This window comes from Psychroflexus sediminis, from assembly GCF_900099815.1.
GTDB classification, from domain to species: Bacteria; Bacteroidota; Bacteroidia; order Flavobacteriales; family Flavobacteriaceae; genus Psychroflexus; species Psychroflexus sediminis.
Genome location: NZ_FNCW01000001.1, coordinates 279,855 through 305,047 on the forward strand (window position 1 = coordinate 279,855; position 25,193 = coordinate 305,047).

Consider the following 25,193-nt stretch of genomic DNA (forward strand, 5'->3'; position numbering starts at 1 on the left):
GTTAAGCTCAAAATACATTAATCATGAGACATAGAAAGAAATTTAATCATTTAGGAAGAACTACCTCACATAGAAAAGCGATGCTTTCTAACATGGCCTGTTCCCTAATTGAGCATAAAAGAATAAATACGACTGTGGCCAAGGCTAAAGCTTTGAGACAGTTTGTAGAGCCGTTAATTACTAAATCTAAATTGGACACTACCCATAATCGTCGTTTGGTTTTTTCTAAACTGAAAGACAAGTATATGGTTGCTGAACTTTTTAGAGAAGTAGCTCCCAAAGTAGGAGATCGTCCAGGAGGGTATACCCGTATCATTAAACTCGGTAATAGGTTAGGTGATGCCGCTGAAATGGCAATGATCGAATTGGTGGACTTTAATGAGGTTTACACACCTGGCGAAAAACAAGCTAAAAAGAAATCTACCAGACGTGCTGGTAAGAAAGTAAAAGTTGAAGACCAAGCAGAAGATACTTCAAACGATTCTGAAACTAAAACAGATGAAGCTTAATACTTCACACATATTATTATCAATCAAAGGGATAAACTTTTACTAGTTTGTCCCTTTTTTTATATTTACCCTTATGAAATACAATCTAAAAACACCAGCCGTCCTTCTTCTTGCCGATGGAACTGTTTTTCATGGAAAAACAACCGAGAAATTCACTTCCAACAGATTAGGAGAAATCTGTTTCAACACCGGAATGACGGGCTATCAGGAAATTTTTACAGACCCTTCTTATTTTGGTCAAATCATGGTGACTGCCAATGCTCATATTGGTAATTACGGAACCAATTCCGATGAAGGCGAATCCGATTCTGTTAAAATATCGGGCCTGATCTGCAAGAACTTTTCATTTACCCCGTCTCGGGTCAATTCTGATTCATCCCTGGAATCCTTTCTTGATGAAGCCCATTTGCCGGTTATCTTTGATGTGGATACCAGAGCTTTGGTTTCTCATATCAGAAAACACGGGGCGATGAATGCTATTATGTCAACTGATACTGAAAACCTGGAAACTCTGATGGAAGAGCTTAGTCAGCATCCTTCGATGAAGGGTCTGGAATTGGCTTCAAAAGTATCCACCAAGGAGGCTTATACCTTGGGCGATAAATCCTCCGATCATAGAATTGCTGTTTTGGATCTGGGAACTAAACAAAATATCTTAAGACGGCTTGCGGATCGTGGGGGATTCATAAAAGTATTTCCATATGATTCTTCCTTTGAAGATCTAATGGAATGGGATCCTACGGGAATTGTCATCTCCAACGGCCCAGGAGATCCCGAACCTCTGACTTCTGCCATTGAGTTGGCAAAGCAGTGTATTGAACATGAAATGCCAACATTTGGCATTTGTCTCGGTCATCAGATTATGGCCTTGTCGGTAGGAATACCTACCTTCAAAATGCACAATGGCCACCGGGGTATCAACCATCCTATTCAAAATTTGAAAACAGGTAAAAGTGAAATCACCTCACAAAATCATGGGTTTACGATTGATAAAGATGCTACAGTGAGCAATTCGAAAGTTGAAATATCCCACATTCATCTCAACGACCATTCTGTAGCAGGTATCCGTATAAAAGACAGACCCTGTTTTTCTGTACAGTACCATCCTGAAGCAGGACCTGGTCCGAATGATGCCACCTATTTATTTGACGACTTTTTCGATATGATGACAACTCATAAAATTGGAGCATAAAAAAAAAGTGGGCAAATGCCCACTTTTTTTATTTCAGTCAATCTCAAATTAAGGTAATAAGACAGTATCTAAGACGTGAATTACACCATTGGATTGATTGACATCTGTTACCGTTACGGTGGCTACATTGCCCTTGGAATCCATAATTTTCACCTTACCATCATCCAGCATAGCGGTAAGGATACCTCCGCTTACGGTCTTGAGCTCAGCTTCACCTCCGCCGTTCTGAATAGCAGCAATAACATCTTTAGCATTAAATTTTCCGGCAATCACGTGATAGGTTAATACCGTCTGTAGTTGCTCTTTGTTTTCTTGCTTTAGCAAACTAGCCACAGTGCCTTCCGGGAGATTTCTAAAAGCTTCGTTGGTAGGGGCAAACACTGTAAAAGGTCCCTCACTGGATAAGGTTTCAACAAGTTCTGCCGCTTTTACGGCAGCTACCAACGTGGTGTGATCTTTCGAATTCACTGCATTCTCAACGATGTTCTTGCTCGGATACATTTCTGCGCCTCCTACCATTTTGGTTTGAGCATAAGACAGCGTGGTTACCAGTACACTCATAATCAATACCAGTTGCATTTTTAAATTTTTCATAGCATTTATTTTTATATGTTGCTTAAATGTACGTAAGTAAGACAGCTATGGTTTTTAAATTCTCATTATTTAACTAGACATTGTAAGTGATTCAATAGTAATTTTCTTAATATTATTAATCAACTATAACGTTCCAGTCGTTGCTCTGCTGTATAGGAAATGATTTAAGTAAACTTAAATTTCGTAAATTGCAATAAATCAAAATATATATAAAAATGAGTGCAATTTTAGACATACACGCAAGACAAATATTTGACTCCAGAGGAAATCCAGCTCTTGAAGTTGATGTAGTTACAGAAACGGGAACTTTAGGAAGGTTTGCAGTTCCGTCCGGAGCTTCAACCGGAGTGCATGAAGCTGTAGAATTAAGAGATGGAGGCAAGGACTATATGGGTAAGGGAGTTTCTAAAGCAATTGAGAATGTAAATACAACGATAGCTGATAATCTTCTGGGGATTTCTGTTTTTGAACAATCTGAAATCGATCAAATCATGATTGATTTGGATGGTACAGAAAATAAGTCTAAGCTTGGTGCCAATGCTATTTTAGGGGTTTCCCTGGCAGCGGCGAAAGCAGCGGCCAATGAATTGAGCCTGCCCCTGTACAGATACATAGGTGGGGTTTCTACAAATACTTTGCCTGTACCCATGATGAATATCATCAACGGGGGTTCTCACAGTGATGCTCCTATCGCCTTTCAGGAATTTATGGTTATGCCTGTAAAAGCTGAAAACTTTACCCATGCCTTAAAGATGGGGACTGAAATCTTTCATCATTTGAAAAAAGTTTTAAAAGATAGAAATTTAAGCACTGCAGTTGGAGATGAAGGAGGTTTTGCTCCAAAACTCGATGGAACCGAAGATGCTTTGGATTCTATCAAATTGGCTGTTGAAAATGCCGGATATAAATTTGGAGATGAAGTGATGATAGCTTTAGATTGTGCTGCAGCAGAATTTTATGAAGACGGTAAATACAATTACAAGAAATTTGAAGGGGATGCTGCAAAAACTATGTCTTCTGAAGAGCAGGCAAGTTACCTTGCCGAGCTTTCAGAAAAGTATCCAATCATTTCTATAGAAGATGGAATGGATGAAGATGACTGGGAAGGATGGAAAATTCTTACAGAGAAAATTGGCGATAAGGTTCAGCTTGTTGGAGATGATCTTTTTGTGACCAACGTAAAACGCCTTCAGAAAGGAATTACCAATAATATCGCTAATTCCATCTTGATAAAAGTTAATCAAATCGGTACACTCACAGAAACCATCGCAGCCGTCAACTTAGCCCATAACGCAGGTTATACCTCTGTGATGTCACACAGATCCGGTGAAACTGAAGATAATACCATTGCAGATTTAGCCGTGGCGCTTTCAACAGGTCAGATCAAAACAGGCTCGGCCTCCAGAAGTGACCGTATGGCAAAATACAATCAGTTATTAAGGATAGAAGAGGAATTGGGAGATAATGCTTATTTCCCGAAATTAAAGGCCTTTAAAATCAAAAAGTAGCGGCAAAAAGCAAGCTGTAGGGTTTTTACTAAATTAACTTAAGATTAAGCGTTAACAGGCACTAATAGTGGTTTGTTAACGCTTTTTTAAGACCCTTTTTTGTAACTTCGTAGATCAAACCAAATCAATTAAAAAATACACTATATGGATGCTAAAATAAATTTTGATGGTAAGGATTATTCCTTTCCTGTAGTTAAAGGTACTGAAGATGAATATGCTATAGATATTTCAAAATTAAGGAGTTCTACAGAAGGTCTTATCACCCTGGACAGAGGTTTTAAAAACACGGGTTCCTGCGAGAGTGCCATCACCTTTCTGGATGGTGAAAAAGGTATTCTTAGATATAGAGGTTACGCGATTGAAAACTTAGCAGAAAATGCTACTTTTCTGGAAGTTGCCTACTTATTGATCTTTGGTGAATTACCTACAGAAACTGAATTGGACAGCTTTCATGCAGATATTAAAAAAGAATCTCATGTTGATGAAGAGATGAAGAAAATCCTTGACGGATTTCCTAAGTCCGCACATCCTATGGGTGTTGTGTCTTCTCTGACCAGTGCCTTGATCGCTTTCAACCCTTCATCTGTCAATGTGGATTCGAAAGAAGACATGTATCAGGCGATTGTGAAATTGCTTGCTAAATTCCCGGTTATTTGTGCCTGGGCCTTGAGAAAGTCTAAAGGCCAGCCTTTCGATTATGGGGATAACAAACTGAGTTATGTGGACAATGTCTTAAAGATGATGTTCAAAAAACCCAACGAAGATTACGAAGTTGACCCGGTTGTTTCTTCAGCGCTCAACAAACTGCTAATCTTACACGCAGATCACGAACAAAATTGTTCTACCTCTACCGTAAGAATAGTAGGTTCTTCTCATGCCGGTTTATTCGCCTCGATTTCTGCAGGTGTTTCAGCCTTATGGGGACCACTTCATGGAGGTGCCAACCAGGCTGTAATAGATATGCTGGAAGGAATCAAGGAAGATGGTGGCGATACCAAAAAATACATGGCTAAAGCCAAGGATAAAGATGATCCTTTCAGATTGATGGGATTCGGTCACAGAGTTTATAAAAACTTTGACCCAAGAGCCAAAATCATTAAAAAATCTGCCGACGAAGTTCTGGGTAATCTTGGAGTTCAGGATCCGGTCTTGGATATCGCTAAAGGTCTTGAAAAAGAAGCTTTGGAGGATGACTATTTCGTAAAACGAAAATTATACCCTAATGTTGATTTTTATTCAGGGATTATTTACAGAGCTCTGGACATACCAACAAATATGTTTACTGTGATGTTTGCCCTGGGCAGACTCCCGGGCTGGATTGCACAATGGAGAGAAATGCGCTTGATGAAAGAGCCTATTGGAAGACCAAGACAGGTGTATACCGGTGAAACGCACAGAGAAATGAAGCCTATTGAAAAAAGATAAATTCAAGATTAAAATTTAAACTATGAAGAACATATTCATGTTATTATTTTCTGCAGCACTTCTGATAAGTTGTGGTGGGGAAGGTAAAAAAGAAGAGAAAAAAGAAAATTCTATAAAACTCAGCTCCAATTCTTCCGAGCCTAAAGAAGTAAAGGAAGACGGTATTTCTAAGGTATATCTCACGGGTAATGACCAGATGCGATATAACAAGACTGAGATCAAAGTAAATGCCGGTGATAAAGTGGTATTGACTTTTGAGCATGTGGGGACGATGTCCGAGGCAACCATGGGTCACAATTTTGTCCTTCTCAAAAATGGGACAGACGTGCAGGAGTTTGCTCAAAAAGCGGTGGAATTCAAAGAAAACGAATACATACCCGGAGACACTGAAGCCATAATTGCGCATACTGAAATGCTTGGTGGCGGTGAGAAAACGCAAATTACTTTTCAAGCTCCGGAAAAGGGAGAGTACACGTATATCTGTAGTTTTCCAGGTCACGTAGCCCTGATGAAAGGTACCTTTATAGTAGAGTAATTCCTAAATTAACAGAATTAAAAACGCCTTTCAGGACTCCTGAAAGGCGTTTTTGCTTGTAGTCTTAAATCCTTAGTATTTTATAGGAGCATTGACCTTGGGTAAACTGTTTTTGATGAATGCTCTGAGATCTTCATTAGCTGCTTTTAGATCATCTCTGCGCAGGTACATCATATGTCCGCTTTCATAGGTTTTGAAATGAAGCCTATCCTGCATCTTACCGCTTTCATCGATATGCCACATGGTATATTTGGCATTGAAATAGGTTGTGGCGCCATCAAACAATCCGGTCTGAATCATCACCTGCATGCTTGGATTTTGAGCCATGGCCTGTCGCAGCTGTTTGCCGGTATTATTAGGTGTTCTTTCCCAGGGATACACATTCCCAAACATATTGTACTGTAAATCGGTCTGGTAATTCAGTTCATGTTTTAAGTAATGATTTATAGCCGGGGTGAAGGAATGCAGCCAGGAGGTTAATTCTGAATTATAATCCGGTCGGGTTCCAGCTTCTTTTTCATCCAGACCTAAATATCTGGAGTCCAGTCTGCCCACGGTATAGCCATCATCGATTTTCAGGGTTTTCCAAAAGGCGTTAAAGGGTAACTCTAAATTGTTTTGAAGATAAATGCTTTCGTCTACGCCAGAATAATAAGACATTTTTTCAGCCATTTCCATCCTTAGTTCAGAATCTAAAAAGCCTCCCTTGGTCAGTGCCGGAATTAACTCCTGAATCGTAAAGTATTCCACTTCATCCAGCAACTCTAAAACGGGTTTGCTTTGGAGCTCAGGTGTGAGTTTATCATGATACCAGGCCGCAGCTGCAAAATAAGGTAACCTGTTGGCTACTTCGACAGGGCCGTCTCTTTCAATTCCCAATTCGGTAGGGGAAACGAGGATAACCCCGTTGATATACATCCAGTGTGAATTTTGAAGTTCATTGGCAAGTCCTGATACACGCGTGGTACCGTAACTTTCCCCAATAAGGTATTTTGGAGCAAGCCATTTGTCTTTTCTGGACACAAAGGTGTTGATCCATTCCGCTAAATACTCGATATCTGCATTCACTCCAAAAAAAGTTTCCTTGTCAAAATTTCCTTTTTCATCCAGTACTGGTCTTGAGTGACCGGTATTGACCGGGTTGACGTACACAATATCGGCAACATCCAAAATGCTGTATGGATTTTCTTTATAGCCGTAAGGCTGAACGGGGAAACCTTCGTCACTAATGTTTAAGGTTCTTGGTCCGGTATAGGCTAAGTGCATCCAGACAGAGGCAGAACCAGGTCCCCCATTGAAAGAGATAACCAAAGGGCGATCCTTGTTATCTCCTACTTTGTAGTAAGTAAATTGTAAACCTGCAATAGGATCTCCTTGCTCATCCCAAACGGGTTGCATCCCGGTTTCTGCTGTATACTTAATTTTTTCTCCGTCGATGGTGACCTCATGAGTTGTAATCACCGTTTCATCAACCTTGAATTCAACAGCTTGTGAGAAAGCTAGAGTTGAACTTAAAATTGTAATAAAGGCTAGTATTTTTTTCATGTTTATAAATTTTTGCCCTAATATAATTAAGGCATTTATAATTATCTACAATAAGTCTGCTATTTTATTTGGTCTGGCTTTTTTACTGATATAAAATCAGCCCTGCTTAAGCGGCAGCATTTGTCTGGCTTCTTTGCGTTTTAAGAATCGCAGTATCTACACCTTTCAGATTTCAACCGGATTGATCAACTCCTGGTTTTCTTCAAATTGAGAAATATCGCTTAAAACCGATTTTGAAATTTCGTTGAGTGCTTCTTCGGTTAAGAAAGCCTGGTGCGAAGTGATTAACACGTTAGGGAAACCTATTAATCTCAGGATCAGATCATCGTCAATAATATGTTCAGATAAATCTTCAAAAAACAGCTTTTCTTCCTGCTCATACACATCTATACCCAAATAACCAACTTGTTTCTCTTTTAAGCCTTTAATAACGGCTTCAGTATCGATAAGAGCTCCTCGGCTGGTATTGATCAGCATACAATTGGGCTTTAATTCTTTTAAGCTGTTTTCATTGATTATGTGTTTGGTCTGCTCGGTCAGTGGGCAATGAAGCGAAATGATATCACTTCTCCGAAACAAATGATCCAGTTCAACGTAATTTACCCCTGAATTTTCCAAAGCCTGGTTTGGATAAGGATCATAGGCCAAGACATCACAACCCAGAGCTTTCATGATTTTACAAAAGGCTTGTCCAATTTTCCCTGTGCCAATGACCCCTATGGTTTTATTATGAACATTGAAACCCACCAGGTTAGTTAGAGAAAAATTACATTCTTTAACGCGGTTATAGGCTTTATGAGTTTTTCGATTGAGTGTCAAAATCAGGGCCAGGGCATGCTCGGCAACGGCTTCTGGAGAATAGGCCGGAACGCGAGAGACTTTAATGCCATATTCATCTGCAGCTTCTAAGTCTACGTTATTAAACCCTGCACATCTCAAGGCAATCAGTTTTATACCGTGCTGATGAAGCAGCTTGATGACCTGCCTGTTTATGTGGTCATTTACAAATACACAAACCACATCAAAACCACTTGTCAAGTTACAGGTATTCTCATTTAAACGCGTTTCAAAATAAACGATATTCTGGGTTTGGTTGTGAGCGTTGAAGTAGGTTTTGTCATAAGGTTTGGTGCTAAAAAAGGCTACTTTCATAGGATTTAGGTTTTTGCGGAGAGATTTGACATCAAATTTAAGCTAGAAAACTGTGATTCGAATAACTTTAGAATAAAATATCGACAGCAGGTCTAAGATTCGTCAAACGCCTGACATGAGATCTGTTATCACTAAGTTAAATCAGGATAGGCCTCAAAAAAAAGCCGCTTCTAATGAAAGAAACGGCTTAAGATTTATGTTTTATGGGTGATGCTTACATCATTCCGGGCATTCCGCCTCCCATTGGTGGCATTCCGCCGCCACCATTATCGTCTTCCTTTATGTCCACAAGAGCGCATTCTGTAGTGAGAATCATTCCTGCAACAGAAGCTGCGTTTTCTAAAGCGATACGCGTGACCTTTTTAGGATCGATGATACCAGCTTTGAGCATATCTACAAAAGTATTTGTTTTGGCATCATAACCAAGATTGCCTTCCAGTACTTTGTTGATAACTACAGAAGCTTCGCCCCCAGCATTTTCCACAATGGTTCTCATTGGAGATTCTATGGCTTTAGCGATGATGTTGATTCCTGTTTGCTCGTCAGCATTTTCGACTTTAAGACCTTCCAGGGCTTTTAAAGTTCTGATCAGTGCAACGCCACCTCCGGCTACAATACCTTCTTCAACTGCGGCACGTGTAGCGTGCAGGGCATCATCCACTCTGTCTTTCTTCTCTTTCATTTCCACTTCTGAAGCTGCACCTACATAAAGTACACCAACACCACCAGAAAGTTTGGCCAGGCGTTCCTGTAATTTTTCTTTATCATAATCGCTAGTCGTAGATTCTACCTGAGCTTTGATTTGGTTCACTCGGTTGACGATGTTGTCTTTTTCTCCGGCACCATTCACTATAGTTGTGTTATCCTTGTCTATAGTAACGTTTTCTGCAGTTCCCAACATGTCAAGAGTAGCATTTTCTAAAGTAAATCCGCGTTCTTCAGAAATCACTGTCCCGCCTGTAAGTATGGCGATATCTTCCAGCATTGCCTTTCTGCGGTCTCCAAATCCCGGAGCTTTCACAGCAGCAATTTTTAAAGAACCTCTGAGTTTGTTAACGACAAGTGTAGCTAAAGCTTCACCTTCTATATCTTCAGCAATAATCAATAAAGGCTTGCCGCTTTGTGCAGCCGGTTCTAATACAGGAAGCAAATCCTTCATTGAATTGATCTTTTTGTCCACGATTAAAATATATGGATTTTCAAGATCTGTCGTCATTTTTTCACTATCGGTAACGAAGTAAGGCGACAAGTAACCTCTGTCAAACTGCATACCTTCTACAACGTCCACATAAGTTTCGGTTCCTTTGGCTTCTTCTACAGTAATCACACCTTCTTTGCCAACTTTACCAAAAGCTTCAGCGATCAATTCACCGATTTGGTCATCGTTATTAGCTGAAATTGAAGCCACCTGTTTAATTTCTTCTGAAGTGTCTCCTACGGTTTTTGCCTGCTTTGTCAATTCTGCAACAACAGCCTCTACTGCTTTATCAATACCTCTTTTCAAATCCAATGGATTTGCTCCTGAAGCTACGTTTTTCAAACCTTCTTTTACGATGGCTTGAGCAAGTACAGTAGCTGTAGTCGTCCCGTCACCTGCAAGATCGTTGGTTTTGGAAGCCACTTCCTTCACCATCTGAGCACCCATGTTTTCCAACGGGTCTTCCAGTTCTATTTCTTTGGCTACACTTACGCCATCTTTGGTTACCATAGGAGCTCCGAAGGATTTCCCTATAATCACATTACGGCCCTTAGGTCCTAAAGTTACTTTTACAGCATTAGCTAGTGCATCAACACCTCTCTTTACGCCGTTTCTTGCTTCTATATCAAAAATTATATCTTTTGCCATTTTATTTAGTTTTTGTTGATTATATGATTAAACGATTGCAAGGATGTCATCCTCTCTCATGATGAGGTAATCCTGATCTTCATGCTTGAGTTCTGTTCCTGAAAACTTTCCGTAGAGCACCATATCTCCAACTTTCACTGTCATTGTATGGTCTTTTTTTCCGCTTCCTACAGCTACCACTTTACCGCGTTGAGGTTTTTCTTTTGCTGTTTCTGGAATAATAATTCCGGAAGCTGTTTTGGTTTCTGCGGCCTGAGGCTCTACAAGCACTCTATCTGCCAAGGGTTTAATGTTTACTGCCATTATAAATAAGTTTTTAGGTTAAATTTTCTAAATTATAGTCCAAAAGTGTGCCAATAGAAAAGAACTGTCAATAAGCAAAAAAAAATGCCAGCTTGTCATAAGCTGGCATTTTTAATTATAAAAATCTTATTTTATTCCTGATCAACAGGAGGTAAATCGTTGGGTTGAGTATTTTCAACAGGAACCTGATTTTCATCGAGCAACTTAGAGTCCTGACCAGTTCTGTTGTTTATGATAGTTACATTGGATAGTAATATCAATATCAAAAGCAGGGTAGCAAGTGCCCAGGTGCTTTTATCTAGGAAATCTGAGGTTTGTTTTACGCCTCCGACTTGCTGAGAGCCGCCACCGCCAAACGATGAAGATAAGCCGCCGCCTTTAGGATTTTGAACCATGATGACAACGATTAGTAAAAAGGCTACGATTACAATTAGGATTAAAAATATGGAAAATGTACTCATTATAATTTATTTTCTTTAAGTCTTTCTATTTCTTGAATTTGGTCTGCAAAGAAACTACTTTTTTCGGGATTATTCAAAATTAATATCTTAAATGCTTGAATGGCTTTGTCATATCGTTTCTGCTCTATATAAACTCTAGCCAGAGTCTCAGTCATAAGGCTGGAGGAGGGTTCGTGTCTCGCTTTTATTTTCTCGGAAGTTTCATAAGATCTTGTGGGTACAATTTTGGGATTGTTTTTGATAAACTCGTCGATCACCTGGAACTGAGGATTCTCGGTAAACTGTTCCCGGACCTCTTTCTTTTCTTGCAGAGGCTGAATTTGAGTGAGCTTCAACCATTCTTTAAAGGAATGCGTTTCAGAAGCATTAAAATCCAAAGGCCTGCCTGTTTCTGCAAGGCTTGACGGATCTTTCTCAACAAAGAGCTCGGGATCGTTTATTTGAGTGGCCAGCTCCTCATTGATTTCAAATTCGGTATTTGCTCTTTCGTGCTCAATCAATAAATCAATTTGATTAGCAATTTCCAGTTGAGAAAATTCTTTAGAAGTGATAAAATCGAAAAGTACCGCCCTGTCTTGGGTTCTTGCTGCCGTCTCTTTCAGAAATCTATTGTAATGGAAACTTCCATAATGTTTTAACAGCTTCAGTTTTATAGCGTAAAGCGACTGGAAGTAAGGGTACTGCTCAATGACTTCATCTATGGAATTCAAAGTTCTGGTTTCGAATTGCATGGGAGATTTGATAAGATTGAGTAGAGTTTCTTTATCCATTACCAGTTGGTTAGTGAAGCATTAAAAACATCCTGTGTTATCCTTAAAAATATTTCCTCGATAGCCTCTTCCCTTACAGCTCCCGTTAATAGGGCGTTTGCGGGGTAGTCGTAATAAAATGAAAACCTCTTCTCAAAATCTTTTTCCGGGTCCAAAGTATTGTAGAATCTGACGTTTACCTCTATGGTCAGTCTGTTCTGAGCCGCCCTGCTATCTGCAGTCGCGGTCATAGGAGCAATATAATATCTCGTGATTTCTCCTTCATAAATCAAGTCCCCGTTCTCATTTACCAAACTCAAATTGGTTTGATTTTGAATTAGATCCTGGAGTCTTAATGTGAAATCTCTATCTATTCCTGGCTCTACCAGCTGAGCATTATTTTGAAAGAAATTGACTTGAAAAGTCTCAGCATTTCCGGTATCTGCTCCGGTAAAAGAGTAATACCCGCAGGATTGCAGGCTTAACAGAACGAGTAGGGCTGTAAGGAATCGTATTTTCATTATAAATCGTATTGCTTAATTTTTCTGTACAGGGTTCTTTCGCTGATTCCTAGTTCGTCTGCCGCGGGCTTGCGTTTTCCATGATGGCGATCCAGAGACTTTTTGATGAGTTCCACCTCCTTGTCCTGTAAGGACAGCGTTTCTTCTTCCTCAATATCTTCGGCGTAGTCATAGGGATCTTCAAGTTTTGGTTCCGTCTCTTTCGGTTGTTTTTGATTGGGAAACTGCAAAATTTCCAACTGCTCCTCATGAGATTCATCAGAAAATTCTTTTTCAGTAGCAGTTTCGCCGTATACTTTCTTAATCAGGTTGATGTTGTCCTCCTTAAAGGTTTCATCATTTTCCTTTTCCATGAGCTCCAAAGTCAGCTTCTTGAGATCATTCAGGTCATTTTTCATGTCAAAGAGTACCTTATACAGGATTTCTCTTTCATTGCTAAAATCGCTCTTTCCCTTTTTTTCTTCTGAAATTACTGAGGGCAGATTAGAGCTTTTAGGCAAATAATGGAGCAGGGTTGCTTCATCGACCTCCCGTTCGGTTTCCAATACTGAAATTTGTTCGGTGACATTTTTGAGCTGACGGATATTTCCGGGCCAGCTGCAATTTTCTAATGCTTTGATGGCTTTTTCGGACAGCCTTATCGTTGGCATTTTGTATTTCAAGGCAAAATCCGAAGCAAATTTCCTGAACAACAAATGAATATCCCCGCGTCTTTCCCGCAAAGGCGATAAATGAATTTCCACGGTGTTCAATCGATAATATAAATCCTCTCTGAATTTATTTTCTTTGATCGCCTCAATCATATTCACGTTGGTGGCAGCAACAATCCTTACATTGGATTTTTGAACCTTGGAAGAGCCTACTTTTATGAACTCTCCGGTTTCCAGCACCCTCAGGAGTCTCACCTGAGTCGTCAAAGGCAATTCTCCAACTTCATCGAGGAAAATGGTTCCGCCATCGGCTTCTTTGAAGTAACCGTCCCTGGCCTGATTGGCGCCTGTAAAAGCGCCTTTTTCGTGGCCAAACAATTCACTGTCGATAGTGCCTTCCGGGATGGCGCCGCAGTTGACGGCGATATATTTGGCGTGTTTTCTATGCGATAAGGCGTGGATAATTTTAGGCAAGCTCTCTTTTCCAACACCGCTTTCTCCAGTGACTAAAACCGAAATATCTGTGGGAGCCACCCGTATGGATTTCTCAATCGCTCGGTTGAGACTCGCATCGTTTCCTATAATTTCAAATCGCTGCTTGACAGCTTGTGTTGATTCCATACTCAGGTTTTATTTAGGATAAAGTGGATTGCATAGGTCCATAACCTACGGCCTCACCAATGAGAGTCGCACTTGTGCATTCATTCATTTTCACCAGCACGTAGTCCCCGACTTTGTAATTTTCTTTAGGAAATACAACCGTTGTATTTTGTGTATTCCTGCCACTCCATTGCAGGTCAGATTTTTTGGACTCCTTTTCGATGAGCACTTCCTCCACCTGTCCGAGGTGTTTTTCAGTGGTCAGGCGAGAGTGTTTTTGCTGTAAATCGATAATTTCCTGTAGTCTTCTCTTTTTGGTAGATTCCGGAATGTCGTCTTTAAATTTCTTAGCGCCCAGGGTTCCCGGTCTCTCAGAATAGGCGAACATATAACCGAAATCATACCTGACGTATTCCATAAGCGATAAGGTATCCTGATGATCTTCCTCGGTTTCTGAAGGAAACCCGGTAATCATATCCTGGGAAATACCACAGTCCGGGATAATAGATCGGATATCGTCTATCAGTTTAAAGTACTCTTCCCGGGTATGTAAGCGATTCATTTTTTTCAAAATTCTATCGCTGCCGCTTTGCACCGGTAAATGAATATAGTTGCAAATATTATGATGCTTAGCCATGATTTCTATAACATCCAGCGTCATGTCCTGTGGATTGGAAGTTGAAAAGCGAATTCGCATGCCTGGCTGAGCTCTGGCGACCATATCGAGTAAGCTGGCAAAATTGACAGCGGTTGCCTTTTGCATTTCGGTAGCCTTTTTGAAATCTTTCTTTAAGCCGCCGCCATACCACAAATAGCTGTCTACATTCTGTCCCAAAAGAGTGATTTCTTTAAAACCTTTGGCCCATAAGTCATTGACTTCGTCCAGAATACTTTTGGGGTCCCGGCTTCTTTCCCGGCCTCGGGTGAAGGGAACCACGCAAAAGGTACACATATTGTCGCATCCTCTGGTGATGGAAACAAAAGCGGAAACCCCGTTGCTCTGAAGCCTTACAGGCGATATATCGCCATAGGTTTCTTCTTTGGAAAGAATCACGTTGATGGCATCTCTTCCATTTTCCACCTCGTCCAGTAAATTGGGCAAATCTTTGTAGGCATCAGGTCCTACAACCAGATCCACGATTTTTTCTTCTTCCAGGAACTTCTGCTTTAAGCGTTCTGCCATACATCCGAGGACACCGACTTTCATAGAAGGATTATCTTTCTTGACGGCATTGTATTTTTCCAGACGCTTTCTTACGGTCTGTTCCGCTTTGTCTCTAATCGAGCAGGTATTCACGAGGACAAGGTCTGCTTCAGCCAGATTATTGGTCGTGTTGTAGCCCTGTTTATCCAGGATGGAGGCTACGATTTCGCTGTCGCTAAAGTTCATAGCGCAGCCATAACTTTCAATATAAAGTTTTTTAGAATTGCTTTTATTCTCTTCTTTTACCAGGGTTTGACCCTGCAGAGTTTCATCGATAATCTTCTCCATGTAAAGCTTTGTAATTTGGTGCAAAGATACACGATAAGGTTTGACTGACAAACTGTCATTTTGTTCTTTTAAAAATTTATTATGAAGGATAAAAATACTAAGTTTGAGTTTTTGAGGGAAGGACTTTAGTGATGTTTTTAATTGAAATCCAAAAAATCGTATACTTTTGCACTATAAATAATATCCAATGGCGAAAAATCTAGTAATTGTTGAGTCTCCTGCCAAAGCTAAGACTATAGAGAAATTTTTAGGTAAAGATTATAAGGTGGCCTCGAGTTTTGGTCACATTGCAGATTTGCCTTCAAAAGAACTTGGCGTTGATGTAGATAACGATTTCAAGCCCAAGTATGTCGTTAATAGTGATAAAAAAGATGTGGTGAGGAAACTTACCAAGATGGCAAAAGATTCTGAAACGGTTTGGCTTGCCAGTGATGAAGATCGAGAAGGAGAAGCTATTGCGTGGCACTTATCCGATGAATTAAAACTAGAGGAGTCCAAAACCAAACGAATTGTTTTTTCAGAAATTACAGAATCTGCCATTAAAAATGCGATTCAAAACCCAAGAGAAATTGATTATAACCTGGTAAACGCTCAGAAGGCCAGACGGGTTTTAGACCGTTTGGTAGGATATGAGTTGTCTCCTATATTATGGAGAAAAGTAAAAGGGGGCTTGTCTGCAGGTAGAGTTCAGTCGGTTTCCGTAAGGCTTATCGTCGAGCGTGAGCGTGAGATATTAAACTTCAGCCCGGAAGTATTTTATAGGGTGGATGCAGAGTTTGAAACAGAAGAGGGGGCGAGGTTTAAGGCTAAACTTCCTAAAAACCTGGCGTCTAAAACGCAGGTTGAAGCCTTTCTTGAAGCTCAAAAACAGGCTAATTTCAAAGTCAGTGATCTTACCAAAAAGCCGGCCAAGAAATCTCCGGCACCTCCGTTTACAACCTCTACATTACAACAGGAAGCGGCCAGGAAGCTTTATTTTTCCGTGAGTAAAACAATGAATATGGCTCAGCGTCTTTATGAAGCCGGTCATATTACCTATATGAGAACCGATAGTGTAAACCTATCTCAGCAAGCCAAACAAAGCGCTGAAGATGAAATAAAAAGCACCTATGGGAATACCTATCACAAAGCGCGTAATTACAAAGGAAAGTCTAAAGGCGCTCAGGAAGCTCACGAGGCGATAAGACCAACTAATTTTGCTATGCATCAAATCGATGCCGAGCGCGATCAGCAAAGGCTTTATGAGTTGATTTGGAAGCGGGGCATTGCCTCTCAGATGAGTGATGCTGCTTTGGAGAGAACCAATGTTAGAATTTCATCCGATAAAGACGAGCTTGAATTTTCAGCCAATGGTGAAGTTGTTAAATTTGACGGATTCCTGAAAGTTTATCTGGAAGGTAAGGATGATGAAGATGAAGAGCAGAGCGGTTTGCTTCCAGCCATGAAAGTGGGGGAGGTCCTTATTAATGATTATATACAGGCTACTGAACGTTATACCAGGCCGCCTTCCCGTTATACGGAAGCTGCACTTGTGAAAAAACTCGAAGAATTGGGTATAGGCAGACCTTCTACATATGCCCCGACGATATCCACAATTCAAAACAGGAAATATATTGAAAAAGGGAATGTAGATGGAACTGAACGAAAGTATGTTCAGTACACTTTCAAAAACGATGAAATCACAACTGCAGAGCTTTCAGAGAAAGTAGGAAGCGATAAGGGTAAATTGGTCCCAACGGATGTGGGCATGGTGGTGAATGATTTTCTGGTTAAGCACTTTAAAGGCATTCTCGATTACAATTTCACGGCAAAACTGGAGCAGGATTTTGATGAGATAGCAGAAGGAAACGCCAAGTGGACCAAGGTCATGAAGGATTTTTACATCCATTTTCATCCCAATGTATTGGATGTTGCTGCCAATGCCGACAGGGAAGTAGGGGAGCGGATTCTTGGAGAAGATCCTGAAACAGGTAAGCCTGTAAGCGCAAGGTTAGGAAAATTTGGACCTATGGTTCAGATCGGTTCTGTGGAAGATGATGAAAAACCCAGATTTGCGAGTTTAAAACCCTCCCAGACCTTGTCTTCTGTGACTTATGAAGAAGCGATGGACCTGTTTAAACTTCCAAAACAATTAGGGGAGTATAAAGGCGAGGAAGTGGAAACCAATATTGGCCGGTTTGGTCCTTATGTGCGTTTTGGAAAGAAATTTGTCTCCCTCGAAAAAGGAGAAGATCCCCTGGATGTAAGTTATGAGCGTGCTGTAGAACTGATTAAAGCCAAAGAAAAAGCCGAAGAACCTATTTATCACTACGATGACAAAGGTGTTCAAAAAGGTGTAGGCCGATTTGGCCCTTATTTGAAATGGAACGGCATGTTTATCAACGTAAACAAAAAATACGATTTCGATAATCTTACTGAAGACGATATTGTGGAGCTGATCGAAGATAAGATTCAGAAAGAAAAGGATAAATTAATTCACCACTGGGAAGCAGAAGGCATTAAGCTTGAGAAAGCGAGATGGGGCAGGTATAAGCTCTCTAAAGGGAAAACGAAGGTAGAGCTCCCGAAAACAACTGAAGCAGAAGAGATGTCACTGGATGAAGCGGAAGCGATTCTTGAAAAAAACACCAAAAAGAAGAAAGCGCCTGCCAAAAAGAAAACAGCTTCCAAAGCCAAAAAAACGACGACCAAAAAGAAATCAGCTACAAAATCTAAAAAATCTGATAAGTCTAAATCAAAATAATCCTAATCAATATTAATGGCATTTGAATTTTTAGAACCTGTAAATTCTGAGTTACAGGAAGTAATCCACTCTTTTTCAAAACAAACTTTATCAAATTTTGTAAGTTTTTACGAGGGCGACGAACAGCATTTCGAGAACACTCAGATTGCTGTGCTATGTGTAAAAGATTCGCGAAACAGTGTCTATAAGAAGAAGTCTGAGTTTTATTTTGATGAGATCAGAACCCAGTTATATGCTATGTATGTAGGAAACTGGGAGTTGAATATTTTAGATTTAGGAGATATAGGTAAAGGGGATGAGGTGTCGGATACAGCTTATGTCTTTAAAAACATTCTGTCTCAGCTTTACAAAAAGTCCATCTTGCCTATAATTTTGGGCGGAAGTCAGGATTTTACATTTTACCAGTACAGAGCTTATGATCAAATAAATTATATGGTTAACCTGACTTCTGTTGACCATAAATTTGATTTAGGCAATTCTGATCTACCTATGCATGGTCAGTCTTATGTAGGAAAAATGATCATAGATGAGCCTTATAATCTTTTCAACTACTGCAATCTGGGTTATCAAACCTATTTATCGCCCCAGGAGGAAATCGATTTGATGGAAAAGCTTTTTTTTGAAGCCCTAAGACTAGGCGAGCTCAAGCATGAATTTACAAGGGCTGAACCCATCTTAAGGGATACGGACTTGCTCAGTATTGATATTTATTGTGTTAAATCTTCAGAAATTGCGGATTCAAGTCATGTTAATATTAACGGATTCAGTACATTTGACCTATGTAAATTAGCAAGATACGCTGGAATGAGTGACAAGTTAACTTCTTTTGGGATGTATGAATTGCAGGCTATGCAGAAATCAGAAAGCCTGATTCATCTGATTTCTCAGATGTTATGGTATTTTATGGAGGGGTTCAGTTTGCGATTAAATGAGAAAGTTGAAGAGAATAATGCTAATTTCACCAAATATAATGTTCCTATACAGGATGAGGTTTTGGTTTTCATAAAAAGCGAGATTTCAGAGCGTTGGTGGATCAAAATTCCAAGTGAGAATAATAATGACCATAAACCCTCGTTATTAGCTTGTGACAAACAGGATTATTTGGATGCAGCTTCTTCGGTAATGCCGGATAGGTGGCTGAAAGCTAAGTATAAAAACAATATCTAAATATTTTAGATATTAATTATTGTTAAGAAAAAAATTGTTTATTTGTATACAAGATTTGAATTTAATCACTTAATTATGAAACTTTATTTTACATCTTCTAAAGGTCTTTGTTTCTTATTGCTAGCCTTTTTGGTGATGAGCTGTGGGAAAAGCGATCAAGGCCAGCTTGTAGGAGTAGAAGGGAAGAAATGGTATCCTGAAAAACCATACGGTATGGTTCTGGTAAAAGGAGGCTCTTTTATCATGGGGAAATCTGATGATGATTTAGCTGGTGTTCAAAATGCTCCTCCCAAGACAGTTACTGTTCCTTCTTACTATATGGATGAAACTGAAATCACTAATGCAGAATATAGACAGTTTGTCGAGAACGTAAGAGATTCTGTCATCAGACAAAAATTGGCTGAAGCAGCAGAGTTAGCTGGAGAGGCTGGCGAAAACGAAGAAGGTATTCAACGCTATGCTTTTAAAAATTCTGGAGGTGATGATGATGAGGAGCTTACGCCTTATGAAGAATTTTCCAGGCATTATGATCCCTTAGATCAAGCCATAAACTGGAATCCGGAAATAATTTGGGATCCCTCTCAGTATCCGGATGAAGACTACGTGTACGTTATGGACGAATTTTACTTGTCTGATGACCAGTCTTATAATGGCCGCAGAATGCTTGATGTCACCCAGTTTAAGTACACTTATAAATCGATGGATATTGACGCAGCAGCACGAAACAGTGGCGATCGAACAAGTTTTATAACCGAAAAAGAAGTCCTGGTTTATCCGGATACTACGGTTTGGATCAAGGATTTTTATTATTCTTACAACGAGCCGATGCACAACGATTATTTTTCGCATACCGCTTATGATGATTATCCCGTGGTTGGGGTGACCTGGTCTCAGGCCAAGGCTTTCGCCAACTGGAGAACAAAATACCTGAATGACTTTAGAAAAAAGAAAGATGAGGCCAGTATCAGTTTTTTCAGACTGCCTTCTGAGGCTGAATGGGAATATGCTGCCAGAGGTGGTATTGAAGGAGGTACCTATCCCTGGGGTGGGCCTTACGCCAAAGATGACAGGGCTTGTTTTTTAGCAAACTTTAAACCTTTCAGGGGGGATTATGCAGCCGATGAAGCTTTGTATACGGTAGAGGCTGATGCCTATGAGCCAAATGATTATGGGTTGTATAATATGTCCGGTAATGTCGCAGAATGGGTAAACACCTCTTATGATCCTGCCTCGTACGAATACATATCCTCTATAAGTCCAAATGTGAATAATAGCGCTAACAAGCGTAAAGTCATCCGAGGTGGATCCTGGAAAGACGTCAGCTATTACTTACAGGTGAGCACAAGAAATTATGAATATTCAGATTCTGCCAGGAGCTATATAGGCTTTAGAACTGTTCAGGATTTCTTAGGTAATTCTTTAAATTTAAAATAAAACTAAACAATCAAATCTCAAATCATGGCAAACTCAAAATCAGGAAAAAAAATAATGAATATGGTCTATGGTCTTGGTGCGGCTATAGTTATTATCGGTGCATTATTTAAAATTATGCACTGGCCGGCAGGTAACTTAATGTTAATAATAGGTCTTGTAGTAGAGGCAGGCGTATTTGCGGTTTCCGCATTTGAGCCTGTTGACAATGATCTGGACTGGTCTAAAGTTTATCCGGAATTAGCTCAGGAAAATCCTTCTTCCAGAGGGAAATCCGCTAAAGAAGAAGACGAGCAGGGACTTTTATCCAGGAAGTTAGACGAAATGCTTAAAGAAGCCAAAATCGATTCTAAACTGATGGAAAGTTTAGGCGAGAGCATCAAAAACTTCGAGGGTGCTGCTCGAAATATACAACCTACAACAGAATCAATGGAATCCCAAAGAAAATATAGTCAGGAGCTTACATTAGCTGCTACTCAAATGGAATCCTTGAATAATTTATATAAAGTTCAAGTCGAATCTGCTTCCAAGCAAGCAGAGGTCAACCAGGCTGTCGCAGATAATGCCGGTAGACTGAAAGAACAAATGGAATCTCTTACTGCCAACCTAAATTCTCTTAATGGGGTTTACGGTGGAATGTTGAGTGCAATGAGGCCTAAGGCTTAATTTAAATTTCTTAAAAGAAAAACTATGGCTTCAGGAAAACAGACCCCTAGACAAAAGATGATCAATCTTATGTATTTGGTTTTTATTGCTATGTTGGCGTTGAATATGTCCAAGGAAGTATTAAGGTCATTTGGCATAATTAACGAGTCTTTGGTAGAGGCAAATGAGAAATTTGTACAGAAAAATGAAGTTGCTGTTAATGGCTTAATTCAAAAAGCCAAGGAGTCTCCGAAGCAATTTAATGAGGCTAAAGGTTTAGCAACTTCAGTGGCTTCACTTACAGATTCTTATTACCAGTACTTAGGTTCACTAAAAGATGAGTTGAAAAGTACAGTAGATGACCCACAGGATTATGAGAGTATGGATAAGTCTGCTTATCTGGATCAGAAAATGATTTCCAGTGGTAATTTAACCAAAGCTGGCGAGAAATTCATGAATGAGATGGAAGTTTACCACGATGGCATGCTGAAATTATTAGGAGATAATCCTAAGTATTTGCCGATAACCAGCGTGTTAGGTGATAAATTTAGTGGAGAAGATATCGTAGACGGAGAAAACGTCACCAAGAAATTTATTGAATATCATTTTATCGGTTTTCCATTGATTTCATCAATCACCAAACTCTCAACTATGCAGAATGACATCAGAGTTTATGAAAATGAAATCTTATCTATTTTATTAGCCGGAGAACTTACACAAATGGTTTCCATGACCAATTATACGACTTTGCTTAAAACAGAGCGGGGAGCCTACTACCAGGGGGATAAATTCAATGGAGAAATAGTCCTGGGAAGAACAGACGAATCTACAGTGCCCAATGAAGTCAATCTGACACTTGATGGGAGACCGCTAGACGATTCCGACTATTCTATCGTAGAAGGCAGAGTGGTTTTGAATGTCACTGCAGGGCAGGCAGGAGAGCATCAGATCGAGGGTGAATTGATTTTCAAACAAAACGGTGAAGAGATTAAAGTTCCGGTGAACCAGTCGTTCTCCGTTATTCCTAAGCCAAATCAGGCTATTGTTTCTGCAGATAAAATGAACGTGGTTTACAGAGGTATCGAGAATCCTATCACGGTTTCTATGCCGGGTGTGCCTGGAAATAAAGTCAGTGCATCAGCTCCGGGGCTTCGTCGAATTAAAGGATCTCAATATATAATGGTTCCTAAAACGGGTAATGAGGTGAAAATAAATGTTGTAGGCGAGATCGACGGGAAAAAATTTCCTTCCTCAACCACGTTTAGAATCAAAAGTTTACCCAGACCTACGCCTACTGTAAGAGGTCAGGTGCAGGAAGGTTCTGCAATACAAATGCCTAAGAATGCCTTAAAAGTTTCGCCTGTCGGGGCTACTTTTGAAAACTTTGATTTCGATATAACCCCTGTTGTCAAAAGGTTTACGATGAGTATTCCGGGTCAGCCTGCTGTTGTAGTCAATGGAAACAGGCTGGATCGTAAGGCACAGGAACTTTTAGACTTAGCAAGAGCTGGAGACATTATACAGATATTCGATATAAAAGCTGATGTACCTGGCGTAAATGTTAAAAACATGCCGGCCATATTGGTTCAAATAACAAATTAAACTTAAGATGATGTATTCAAATTTTAAAGTATGTATGTGTTTGATATTCCTGCTTAGCACTGGTTTTGCTATTGGACAATCAAACATATTAAACGCATCTAAACCTTCACAGGTTGGTGTTATGACATTAGATCAGAAAGCCTCCGATGACGATGCGCCTCTGGAGTATGGTTACATTGGCGATAGGGATATTTTATGGTCAAAAGTGGTTTGGGAAAAGATAGATTTGAATCAAAAGATTAATTTTCCGTTGTTATACCCAACCCAGGATGATTCTTTCTCTTCCAACAGACGTTCTCTTTACAAAGTCCTTATGGATGCTATCGCAAAAGGCTCTAAAGACTCTACTGCTGCAGATGGGATTACGGAGGTGTACAATACAAGTTATTTTAATAAAAAGAAATCTTATGAAGATATCTTAAGTGCCACCAAGTCTATTTTCCTTCCCAATGTCGCTTTAGATATATTGGGACAATACGGAGTGACTGGTACAGAAAATGTACAGGTTTTCATCAACAGATCCCTGGCGGGAACGCTTTCTGATTATCCGGATTTGTATTCTGAAGAATTGATAATGCAAATGGAACCTTACCTGATCCCTACTGAAATTACCAGTAGAAATATTTTAGAATACCGTATCAAAGGCATGTGGTACTTCGACAAGCTGCAGGGTGAAATGCGTTACAGGTTGCTGGGTATTGCTCCGGCTGGTTACGATATACAAAGTCAGAATGAGAGTTATGCCGGTGATCCACAAATCGTTCCCTACTTCTGGGTGTGGTTTCCAGATGCACGTCAGGCCTTGCATAATGCTAAAGTATTAAATAATCAAAATGGCTCTAAGCCCTTTAGCTTTGATCACCTTTTAAACTCCAGGCGATTTGACTCTTTTATTTATAAAACTCAAAACGTTTATGAGGATAGGGAAGTCAATGAATATATCCAGGACAATGCTCTGCTTCAACTCCTGGAGTCGCAAAGAATTAAAGAAGAGATCAGAAATTTCGAGTTAGATATGTGGAATTATTAATTCCAACTCCTTTTTAAAATTATAAATTAGCCCTTGCAATATGTAAGGGTTTTTTTATGAAAGATGTTCTGATAGTAGGGTTTGGAATTGCGGGTTTATCGGTTGCTAAGCAGCTTGAATTGAAGGGAAAGACCTTCGATATTATAGCCGATGAAAGTCAGGCTTCTTCTCAAGTGGCCGGGGGAGTTTTAAATCCGGTAGCTCTCAAGCGTTATAATTTAGCCTGGAACGCAGACCAGCTTATGCCGGAAGCCATCGCTTTTTATCGTCGGTTCAATGCCGGTTACAGTGAAACCTACTTCACTCCGTGTCCCGTTTATAAACTGTTCTCTTCTGCAGAAGATCAAAATAACTGGACAGTGGCTTCAGACCAGCGCCGACTTGAGCCTTTTCTGAATCCAAAGATTCAGAAGGTCACCGCTTCAGTTCAGGCAGATTTTAAAGCTGGAGAAGTTCTCCAATCCCACCTGCTGTATCTCAAGGCTTTAATTGAAAGTGAAAAGGCCAGATATTTGGAATCTTCCCAGTTCATCCCGGAAACCATTGTGCATCACGCCATCAAATTCAGCAAGGATAAAGTCTTCTATGATCAGAGCGCCTATGCCTGCGTCGTTTTTTGTGAAGGTTTTGGTATCGTAAACAATCCTTTTTTCAACTGGCTTCCTGTCTATGGCAATAAGGGGGAGTATTTAATTTTTAAATCTCAGGAATTAAAGGCCAACACCTCTATCCTTAAGGCCAGAAACTTTATTATTCCTCTGGGCAATGACCTCTACAAATATGGAGCAACCTATTCCAGAACACAGCTGAATGATTTGCCTACTGAAGAGGCTCGTGCTGAACTTGAAGCTAAGCTTTCAGACCTGATAGAGTGTACTTATGAAATAATAGACCAGGTGGCTGGAGTAAGGCCAACCGTGAGAGATCGCAAACCGGTTTTAGGCTCACACCCGGACTTTAAAAATCTATTTATCCTGAACGGTTTTGGAAGCAGGGGTGTTATGGCTGCGCCCCGCTTATCCAAAAACCTAGTCGATTTAATTTTTGAAGGCAAGACCATCGAAAAGGAAATAAGCCTCAATCGGTTCCTGAAGTTTTATGCTTAGCTTCCTTGTCGTAAGACAGAAACATGTTGATCCATATATTCCTAGATAATCTCATGATGATGGGCCCCAGAAGCACCAGAACGACAATGATGGATATAAAAGAAGGGATAACTTCCAGTCCGATAAGGAAATAAGAAGTTATAAAGGAGGCGACGGCCAAGGCAACGCCCAGGCCATAACTTATATACATGGCTCCGTAAAAAAATGAAGGTTCGATCTTAAATTTAGTATTACAGACCGAACATCTTTCGTGCATATCATAAATTTTACTCAGCTTATAGGGATTGGGTTCTTTGTACATTTTTCCTTCATGACATACCGGGCACTTTCCTGTAAACACACTATATAATTTGGTCCCTTTCAGCATTATGAATAAAATTTAGCATT

At 40.0% G+C, this 25,193-nt stretch carries 23 protein-coding genes; 12 read left to right on the forward strand and 11 right to left on the reverse strand.

The features are described 5' to 3' along the window. The first annotated feature begins 23 nt into the window (after positions 1-23). Both rplQ and carA read left to right on the forward strand, forming a co-directional pair. Complete coding sequence (rplQ, locus tag BLP81_RS01265) at positions 24-509, forward strand: 50S ribosomal protein L17 (protein ID WP_093364583.1); 486 nt, start codon at positions 24-26, stop codon at positions 507-509. A 73-nt stretch (positions 510-582) separates the two neighbouring features. Further along, positions 583-1,701 (forward strand): glutamine-hydrolyzing carbamoyl-phosphate synthase small subunit, encoded by a 1,119-nt coding sequence (carA, locus tag BLP81_RS01270; protein WP_093364586.1) that lies wholly within the window; start codon positions 583-585, stop codon positions 1,699-1,701. Between the two features lie 48 nt (positions 1,702-1,749). On the opposite strand, the gene BLP81_RS01275 is transcribed toward carA, so the two are convergent. Beyond that, positions 1,750-2,295 (reverse strand): fasciclin domain-containing protein, encoded by a 546-nt coding sequence (locus BLP81_RS01275; RefSeq protein WP_093364588.1) that lies wholly within the window; start codon positions 2,293-2,295, stop codon positions 1,750-1,752. Positions 2,296-2,510: 215 nt separating this feature from the next. Between BLP81_RS01275 and eno the strand changes: the two genes are divergently transcribed. From eno to azu, 3 genes are all read left to right on the forward strand, one after another. Next, positions 2,511-3,803 carry a phosphopyruvate hydratase gene (gene eno / locus BLP81_RS01280; RefSeq protein WP_093364591.1) on the forward strand — a complete coding sequence of 431 codons (1,293 nt, stop codon included), beginning with the start codon at positions 2,511-2,513 and terminating at the stop codon, positions 3,801-3,803. Between the two features lie 144 nt (positions 3,804-3,947). Next, entirely contained in the window at positions 3,948-5,228 is a 1,281-nt protein-coding gene (locus BLP81_RS01285; protein ID WP_093364594.1) for a citrate synthase, read from the forward strand. Between the two features lie 22 nt (positions 5,229-5,250). Beyond that, the gene (azu, locus tag BLP81_RS01290) at positions 5,251-5,763 is read left to right on the forward strand and encodes an azurin (RefSeq protein ID WP_093364596.1); all 513 of its coding nucleotides are present in this window, start codon (positions 5,251-5,253) and stop codon (positions 5,761-5,763) included. Positions 5,764-5,835: 72 nt separating this feature from the next. Here the strand turns inward: azu and BLP81_RS01295 are convergent, their stop codons facing one another. The 9 genes from BLP81_RS01295 to miaB all read right to left on the reverse strand — a co-directional run bounded on the left by BLP81_RS01295 (position 5,836) and on the right by miaB (position 15,082). Continuing rightward, positions 5,836-7,308, reverse strand: coding sequence for a S10 family peptidase (locus BLP81_RS01295; protein WP_093364599.1), 1,473 nt, complete (start codon positions 7,306-7,308; stop codon positions 5,836-5,838). A 165-nt stretch (positions 7,309-7,473) separates the two neighbouring features. Next, complete coding sequence (locus BLP81_RS01300; protein ID WP_093364602.1) at positions 7,474-8,460, reverse strand: 2-hydroxyacid dehydrogenase; 987 nt, start codon at positions 8,458-8,460, stop codon at positions 7,474-7,476. Between the two features lie 214 nt (positions 8,461-8,674). Next, complete coding sequence (groL, locus tag BLP81_RS01305) at positions 8,675-10,306, reverse strand: chaperonin GroEL (RefSeq protein ID WP_093364604.1); 1,632 nt, start codon at positions 10,304-10,306, stop codon at positions 8,675-8,677. A 27-nt stretch (positions 10,307-10,333) separates the two neighbouring features. Beyond that, positions 10,334-10,609, reverse strand: a complete 276-nt coding sequence (locus BLP81_RS01310; protein ID WP_093364606.1) for a co-chaperone GroES — start codon at positions 10,607-10,609, stop codon at positions 10,334-10,336. Positions 10,610-10,740: 131 nt separating this feature from the next. After that, on the reverse strand, positions 10,741-11,070 hold the full coding sequence (secG, locus tag BLP81_RS01315; protein WP_093364608.1) for a preprotein translocase subunit SecG: 330 nt from the start codon (positions 11,068-11,070) through the stop codon (positions 10,741-10,743). After that, positions 11,070-11,840, reverse strand: coding sequence for a hypothetical protein (locus BLP81_RS01320; protein ID WP_093364610.1), 771 nt, complete (start codon positions 11,838-11,840; stop codon positions 11,070-11,072). Before BLP81_RS01320 ends, secG begins: the two co-directional genes overlap by 1 nt. Then, complete coding sequence (locus BLP81_RS01325) at positions 11,840-12,340, reverse strand: LptE family protein (RefSeq protein ID WP_093364612.1); 501 nt, start codon at positions 12,338-12,340, stop codon at positions 11,840-11,842. The genes BLP81_RS01320 and BLP81_RS01325 overlap by 1 nt, the downstream gene beginning before the upstream one ends. Further along, positions 12,340-13,611 carry a sigma 54-interacting transcriptional regulator gene (locus BLP81_RS01330; RefSeq protein ID WP_093364614.1) on the reverse strand — a complete coding sequence of 424 codons (1,272 nt, stop codon included), beginning with the start codon at positions 13,609-13,611 and terminating at the stop codon, positions 12,340-12,342. The genes BLP81_RS01325 and BLP81_RS01330 overlap by 1 nt, the downstream gene beginning before the upstream one ends. Before the next feature lie 13 nt (positions 13,612-13,624). Beyond that, positions 13,625-15,082, reverse strand: a complete 1,458-nt coding sequence (gene miaB, locus BLP81_RS01335) for a tRNA (N6-isopentenyl adenosine(37)-C2)-methylthiotransferase MiaB (protein ID WP_093364616.1) — start codon at positions 15,080-15,082, stop codon at positions 13,625-13,627. A 187-nt stretch (positions 15,083-15,269) separates the two neighbouring features. On the opposite strand from miaB, the gene topA reads away from it, so the two are divergent. From topA to BLP81_RS01370, 7 genes are all read left to right on the forward strand, one after another. Next, positions 15,270-17,825, forward strand: a complete 2,556-nt coding sequence (gene topA / locus BLP81_RS01340) for a type I DNA topoisomerase (RefSeq protein ID WP_093364618.1) — start codon at positions 15,270-15,272, stop codon at positions 17,823-17,825. 15 nt (positions 17,826-17,840) lie between these two features. Beyond that, complete coding sequence (locus BLP81_RS01345) at positions 17,841-18,992, forward strand: formimidoylglutamase (RefSeq protein ID WP_093364619.1); 1,152 nt, start codon at positions 17,841-17,843, stop codon at positions 18,990-18,992. 75 nt (positions 18,993-19,067) lie between these two features. Next, positions 19,068-20,426 carry a T9SS ring complex lipoprotein PorK/GldK gene (gene porK, locus BLP81_RS01350; protein WP_093364621.1) on the forward strand — a complete coding sequence of 453 codons (1,359 nt, stop codon included), beginning with the start codon at positions 19,068-19,070 and terminating at the stop codon, positions 20,424-20,426. A 24-nt stretch (positions 20,427-20,450) separates the two neighbouring features. Next, positions 20,451-21,089 carry a type IX secretion system motor protein PorL/GldL gene (porL, locus tag BLP81_RS01355; RefSeq protein ID WP_093364623.1) on the forward strand — a complete coding sequence of 213 codons (639 nt, stop codon included), beginning with the start codon at positions 20,451-20,453 and terminating at the stop codon, positions 21,087-21,089. A gap of 24 nt (positions 21,090-21,113) precedes the next feature. Further along, on the forward strand, positions 21,114-22,670 hold the full coding sequence (gene porM, locus BLP81_RS01360; RefSeq protein WP_093364626.1) for a type IX secretion system motor protein PorM/GldM: 1,557 nt from the start codon (positions 21,114-21,116) through the stop codon (positions 22,668-22,670). Between the two features lie 7 nt (positions 22,671-22,677). Further along, positions 22,678-23,700: a type IX secretion system ring subunit PorN/GldN gene (gene porN / locus BLP81_RS01365; RefSeq protein ID WP_093364628.1), complete on the forward strand. Its 1,023-nt coding sequence runs from the start codon at positions 22,678-22,680 to the stop codon at positions 23,698-23,700. 56 nt (positions 23,701-23,756) lie between these two features. Next, entirely contained in the window at positions 23,757-24,806 is a 1,050-nt protein-coding gene (locus BLP81_RS01370; RefSeq protein WP_093364630.1) for an NAD(P)/FAD-dependent oxidoreductase, read from the forward strand. Here the strand turns inward: BLP81_RS01370 and BLP81_RS01375 are convergent. Further along, positions 24,778-25,173, reverse strand: coding sequence for a DUF983 domain-containing protein (locus BLP81_RS01375; protein WP_093364632.1), 396 nt, complete (start codon positions 25,171-25,173; stop codon positions 24,778-24,780). The two genes, BLP81_RS01370 and BLP81_RS01375, sit on opposite strands and share 29 nt — an antisense overlap. Positions 25,174-25,193: the final 20 nt, after the last annotated feature.

What these genes read in the sequence shown, in the direction of transcription:
- azu (WP_093364596.1), top strand. Translation starts at nt 5,251, where the DNA reads ATGAAGAACATATTCATGTTATTATTTTCTGCAGCACTTCTGATAAGT.
- BLP81_RS01275 (WP_093364588.1), bottom strand. Translation starts at nt 2,295, where the DNA reads ATGAAAAATTTAAAAATGCAACTGGTATTGATTATGAGTGTACTGGTA.
- porK (WP_093364621.1), top strand. Translation starts at nt 19,068, where the DNA reads ATGAAACTTTATTTTACATCTTCTAAAGGTCTTTGTTTCTTATTGCTA.
- porL (WP_093364623.1), top strand. Translation starts at nt 20,451, where the DNA reads ATGGCAAACTCAAAATCAGGAAAAAAAATAATGAATATGGTCTATGGT.
- BLP81_RS01370 (WP_093364630.1), top strand. Translation starts at nt 23,757, where the DNA reads ATGAAAGATGTTCTGATAGTAGGGTTTGGAATTGCGGGTTTATCGGTT.
- BLP81_RS01345 (WP_093364619.1), top strand. Translation starts at nt 17,841, where the DNA reads ATGGCATTTGAATTTTTAGAACCTGTAAATTCTGAGTTACAGGAAGTA.
- rplQ (WP_093364583.1), top strand. Translation starts at nt 24, where the DNA reads ATGAGACATAGAAAGAAATTTAATCATTTAGGAAGAACTACCTCACAT.
- BLP81_RS01320 (WP_093364610.1), bottom strand. Translation starts at nt 11,840, where the DNA reads ATGGATAAAGAAACTCTACTCAATCTTATCAAATCTCCCATGCAATTC.
- topA (WP_093364618.1), top strand. Translation starts at nt 15,270, where the DNA reads ATGGCGAAAAATCTAGTAATTGTTGAGTCTCCTGCCAAAGCTAAGACT.
- carA (WP_093364586.1), top strand. Translation starts at nt 583, where the DNA reads ATGAAATACAATCTAAAAACACCAGCCGTCCTTCTTCTTGCCGATGGA.
- BLP81_RS01295 (WP_093364599.1), bottom strand. Translation starts at nt 7,308, where the DNA reads ATGAAAAAAATACTAGCCTTTATTACAATTTTAAGTTCAACTCTAGCT.
- BLP81_RS01375 (WP_093364632.1), bottom strand. Translation starts at nt 25,173, where the DNA reads ATGCTGAAAGGGACCAAATTATATAGTGTGTTTACAGGAAAGTGCCCG.
- BLP81_RS01310 (WP_093364606.1), bottom strand. Translation starts at nt 10,609, where the DNA reads ATGGCAGTAAACATTAAACCCTTGGCAGATAGAGTGCTTGTAGAGCCT.
- BLP81_RS01325 (WP_093364612.1), bottom strand. Translation starts at nt 12,340, where the DNA reads ATGAAAATACGATTCCTTACAGCCCTACTCGTTCTGTTAAGCCTGCAA.
- porN (WP_093364628.1), top strand. Translation starts at nt 22,678, where the DNA reads ATGATGTATTCAAATTTTAAAGTATGTATGTGTTTGATATTCCTGCTT.
- miaB (WP_093364616.1), bottom strand. Translation starts at nt 15,082, where the DNA reads ATGGAGAAGATTATCGATGAAACTCTGCAGGGTCAAACCCTGGTAAAA.
- secG (WP_093364608.1), bottom strand. Translation starts at nt 11,070, where the DNA reads ATGAGTACATTTTCCATATTTTTAATCCTAATTGTAATCGTAGCCTTT.
- BLP81_RS01285 (WP_093364594.1), top strand. Translation starts at nt 3,948, where the DNA reads ATGGATGCTAAAATAAATTTTGATGGTAAGGATTATTCCTTTCCTGTA.
- eno (WP_093364591.1), top strand. Translation starts at nt 2,511, where the DNA reads ATGAGTGCAATTTTAGACATACACGCAAGACAAATATTTGACTCCAGA.
- BLP81_RS01330 (WP_093364614.1), bottom strand. Translation starts at nt 13,611, where the DNA reads ATGGAATCAACACAAGCTGTCAAGCAGCGATTTGAAATTATAGGAAAC.
- porM (WP_093364626.1), top strand. Translation starts at nt 21,114, where the DNA reads ATGGCTTCAGGAAAACAGACCCCTAGACAAAAGATGATCAATCTTATG.
- groL (WP_093364604.1), bottom strand. Translation starts at nt 10,306, where the DNA reads ATGGCAAAAGATATAATTTTTGATATAGAAGCAAGAAACGGCGTAAAG.
- BLP81_RS01300 (WP_093364602.1), bottom strand. Translation starts at nt 8,460, where the DNA reads ATGAAAGTAGCCTTTTTTAGCACCAAACCTTATGACAAAACCTACTTC.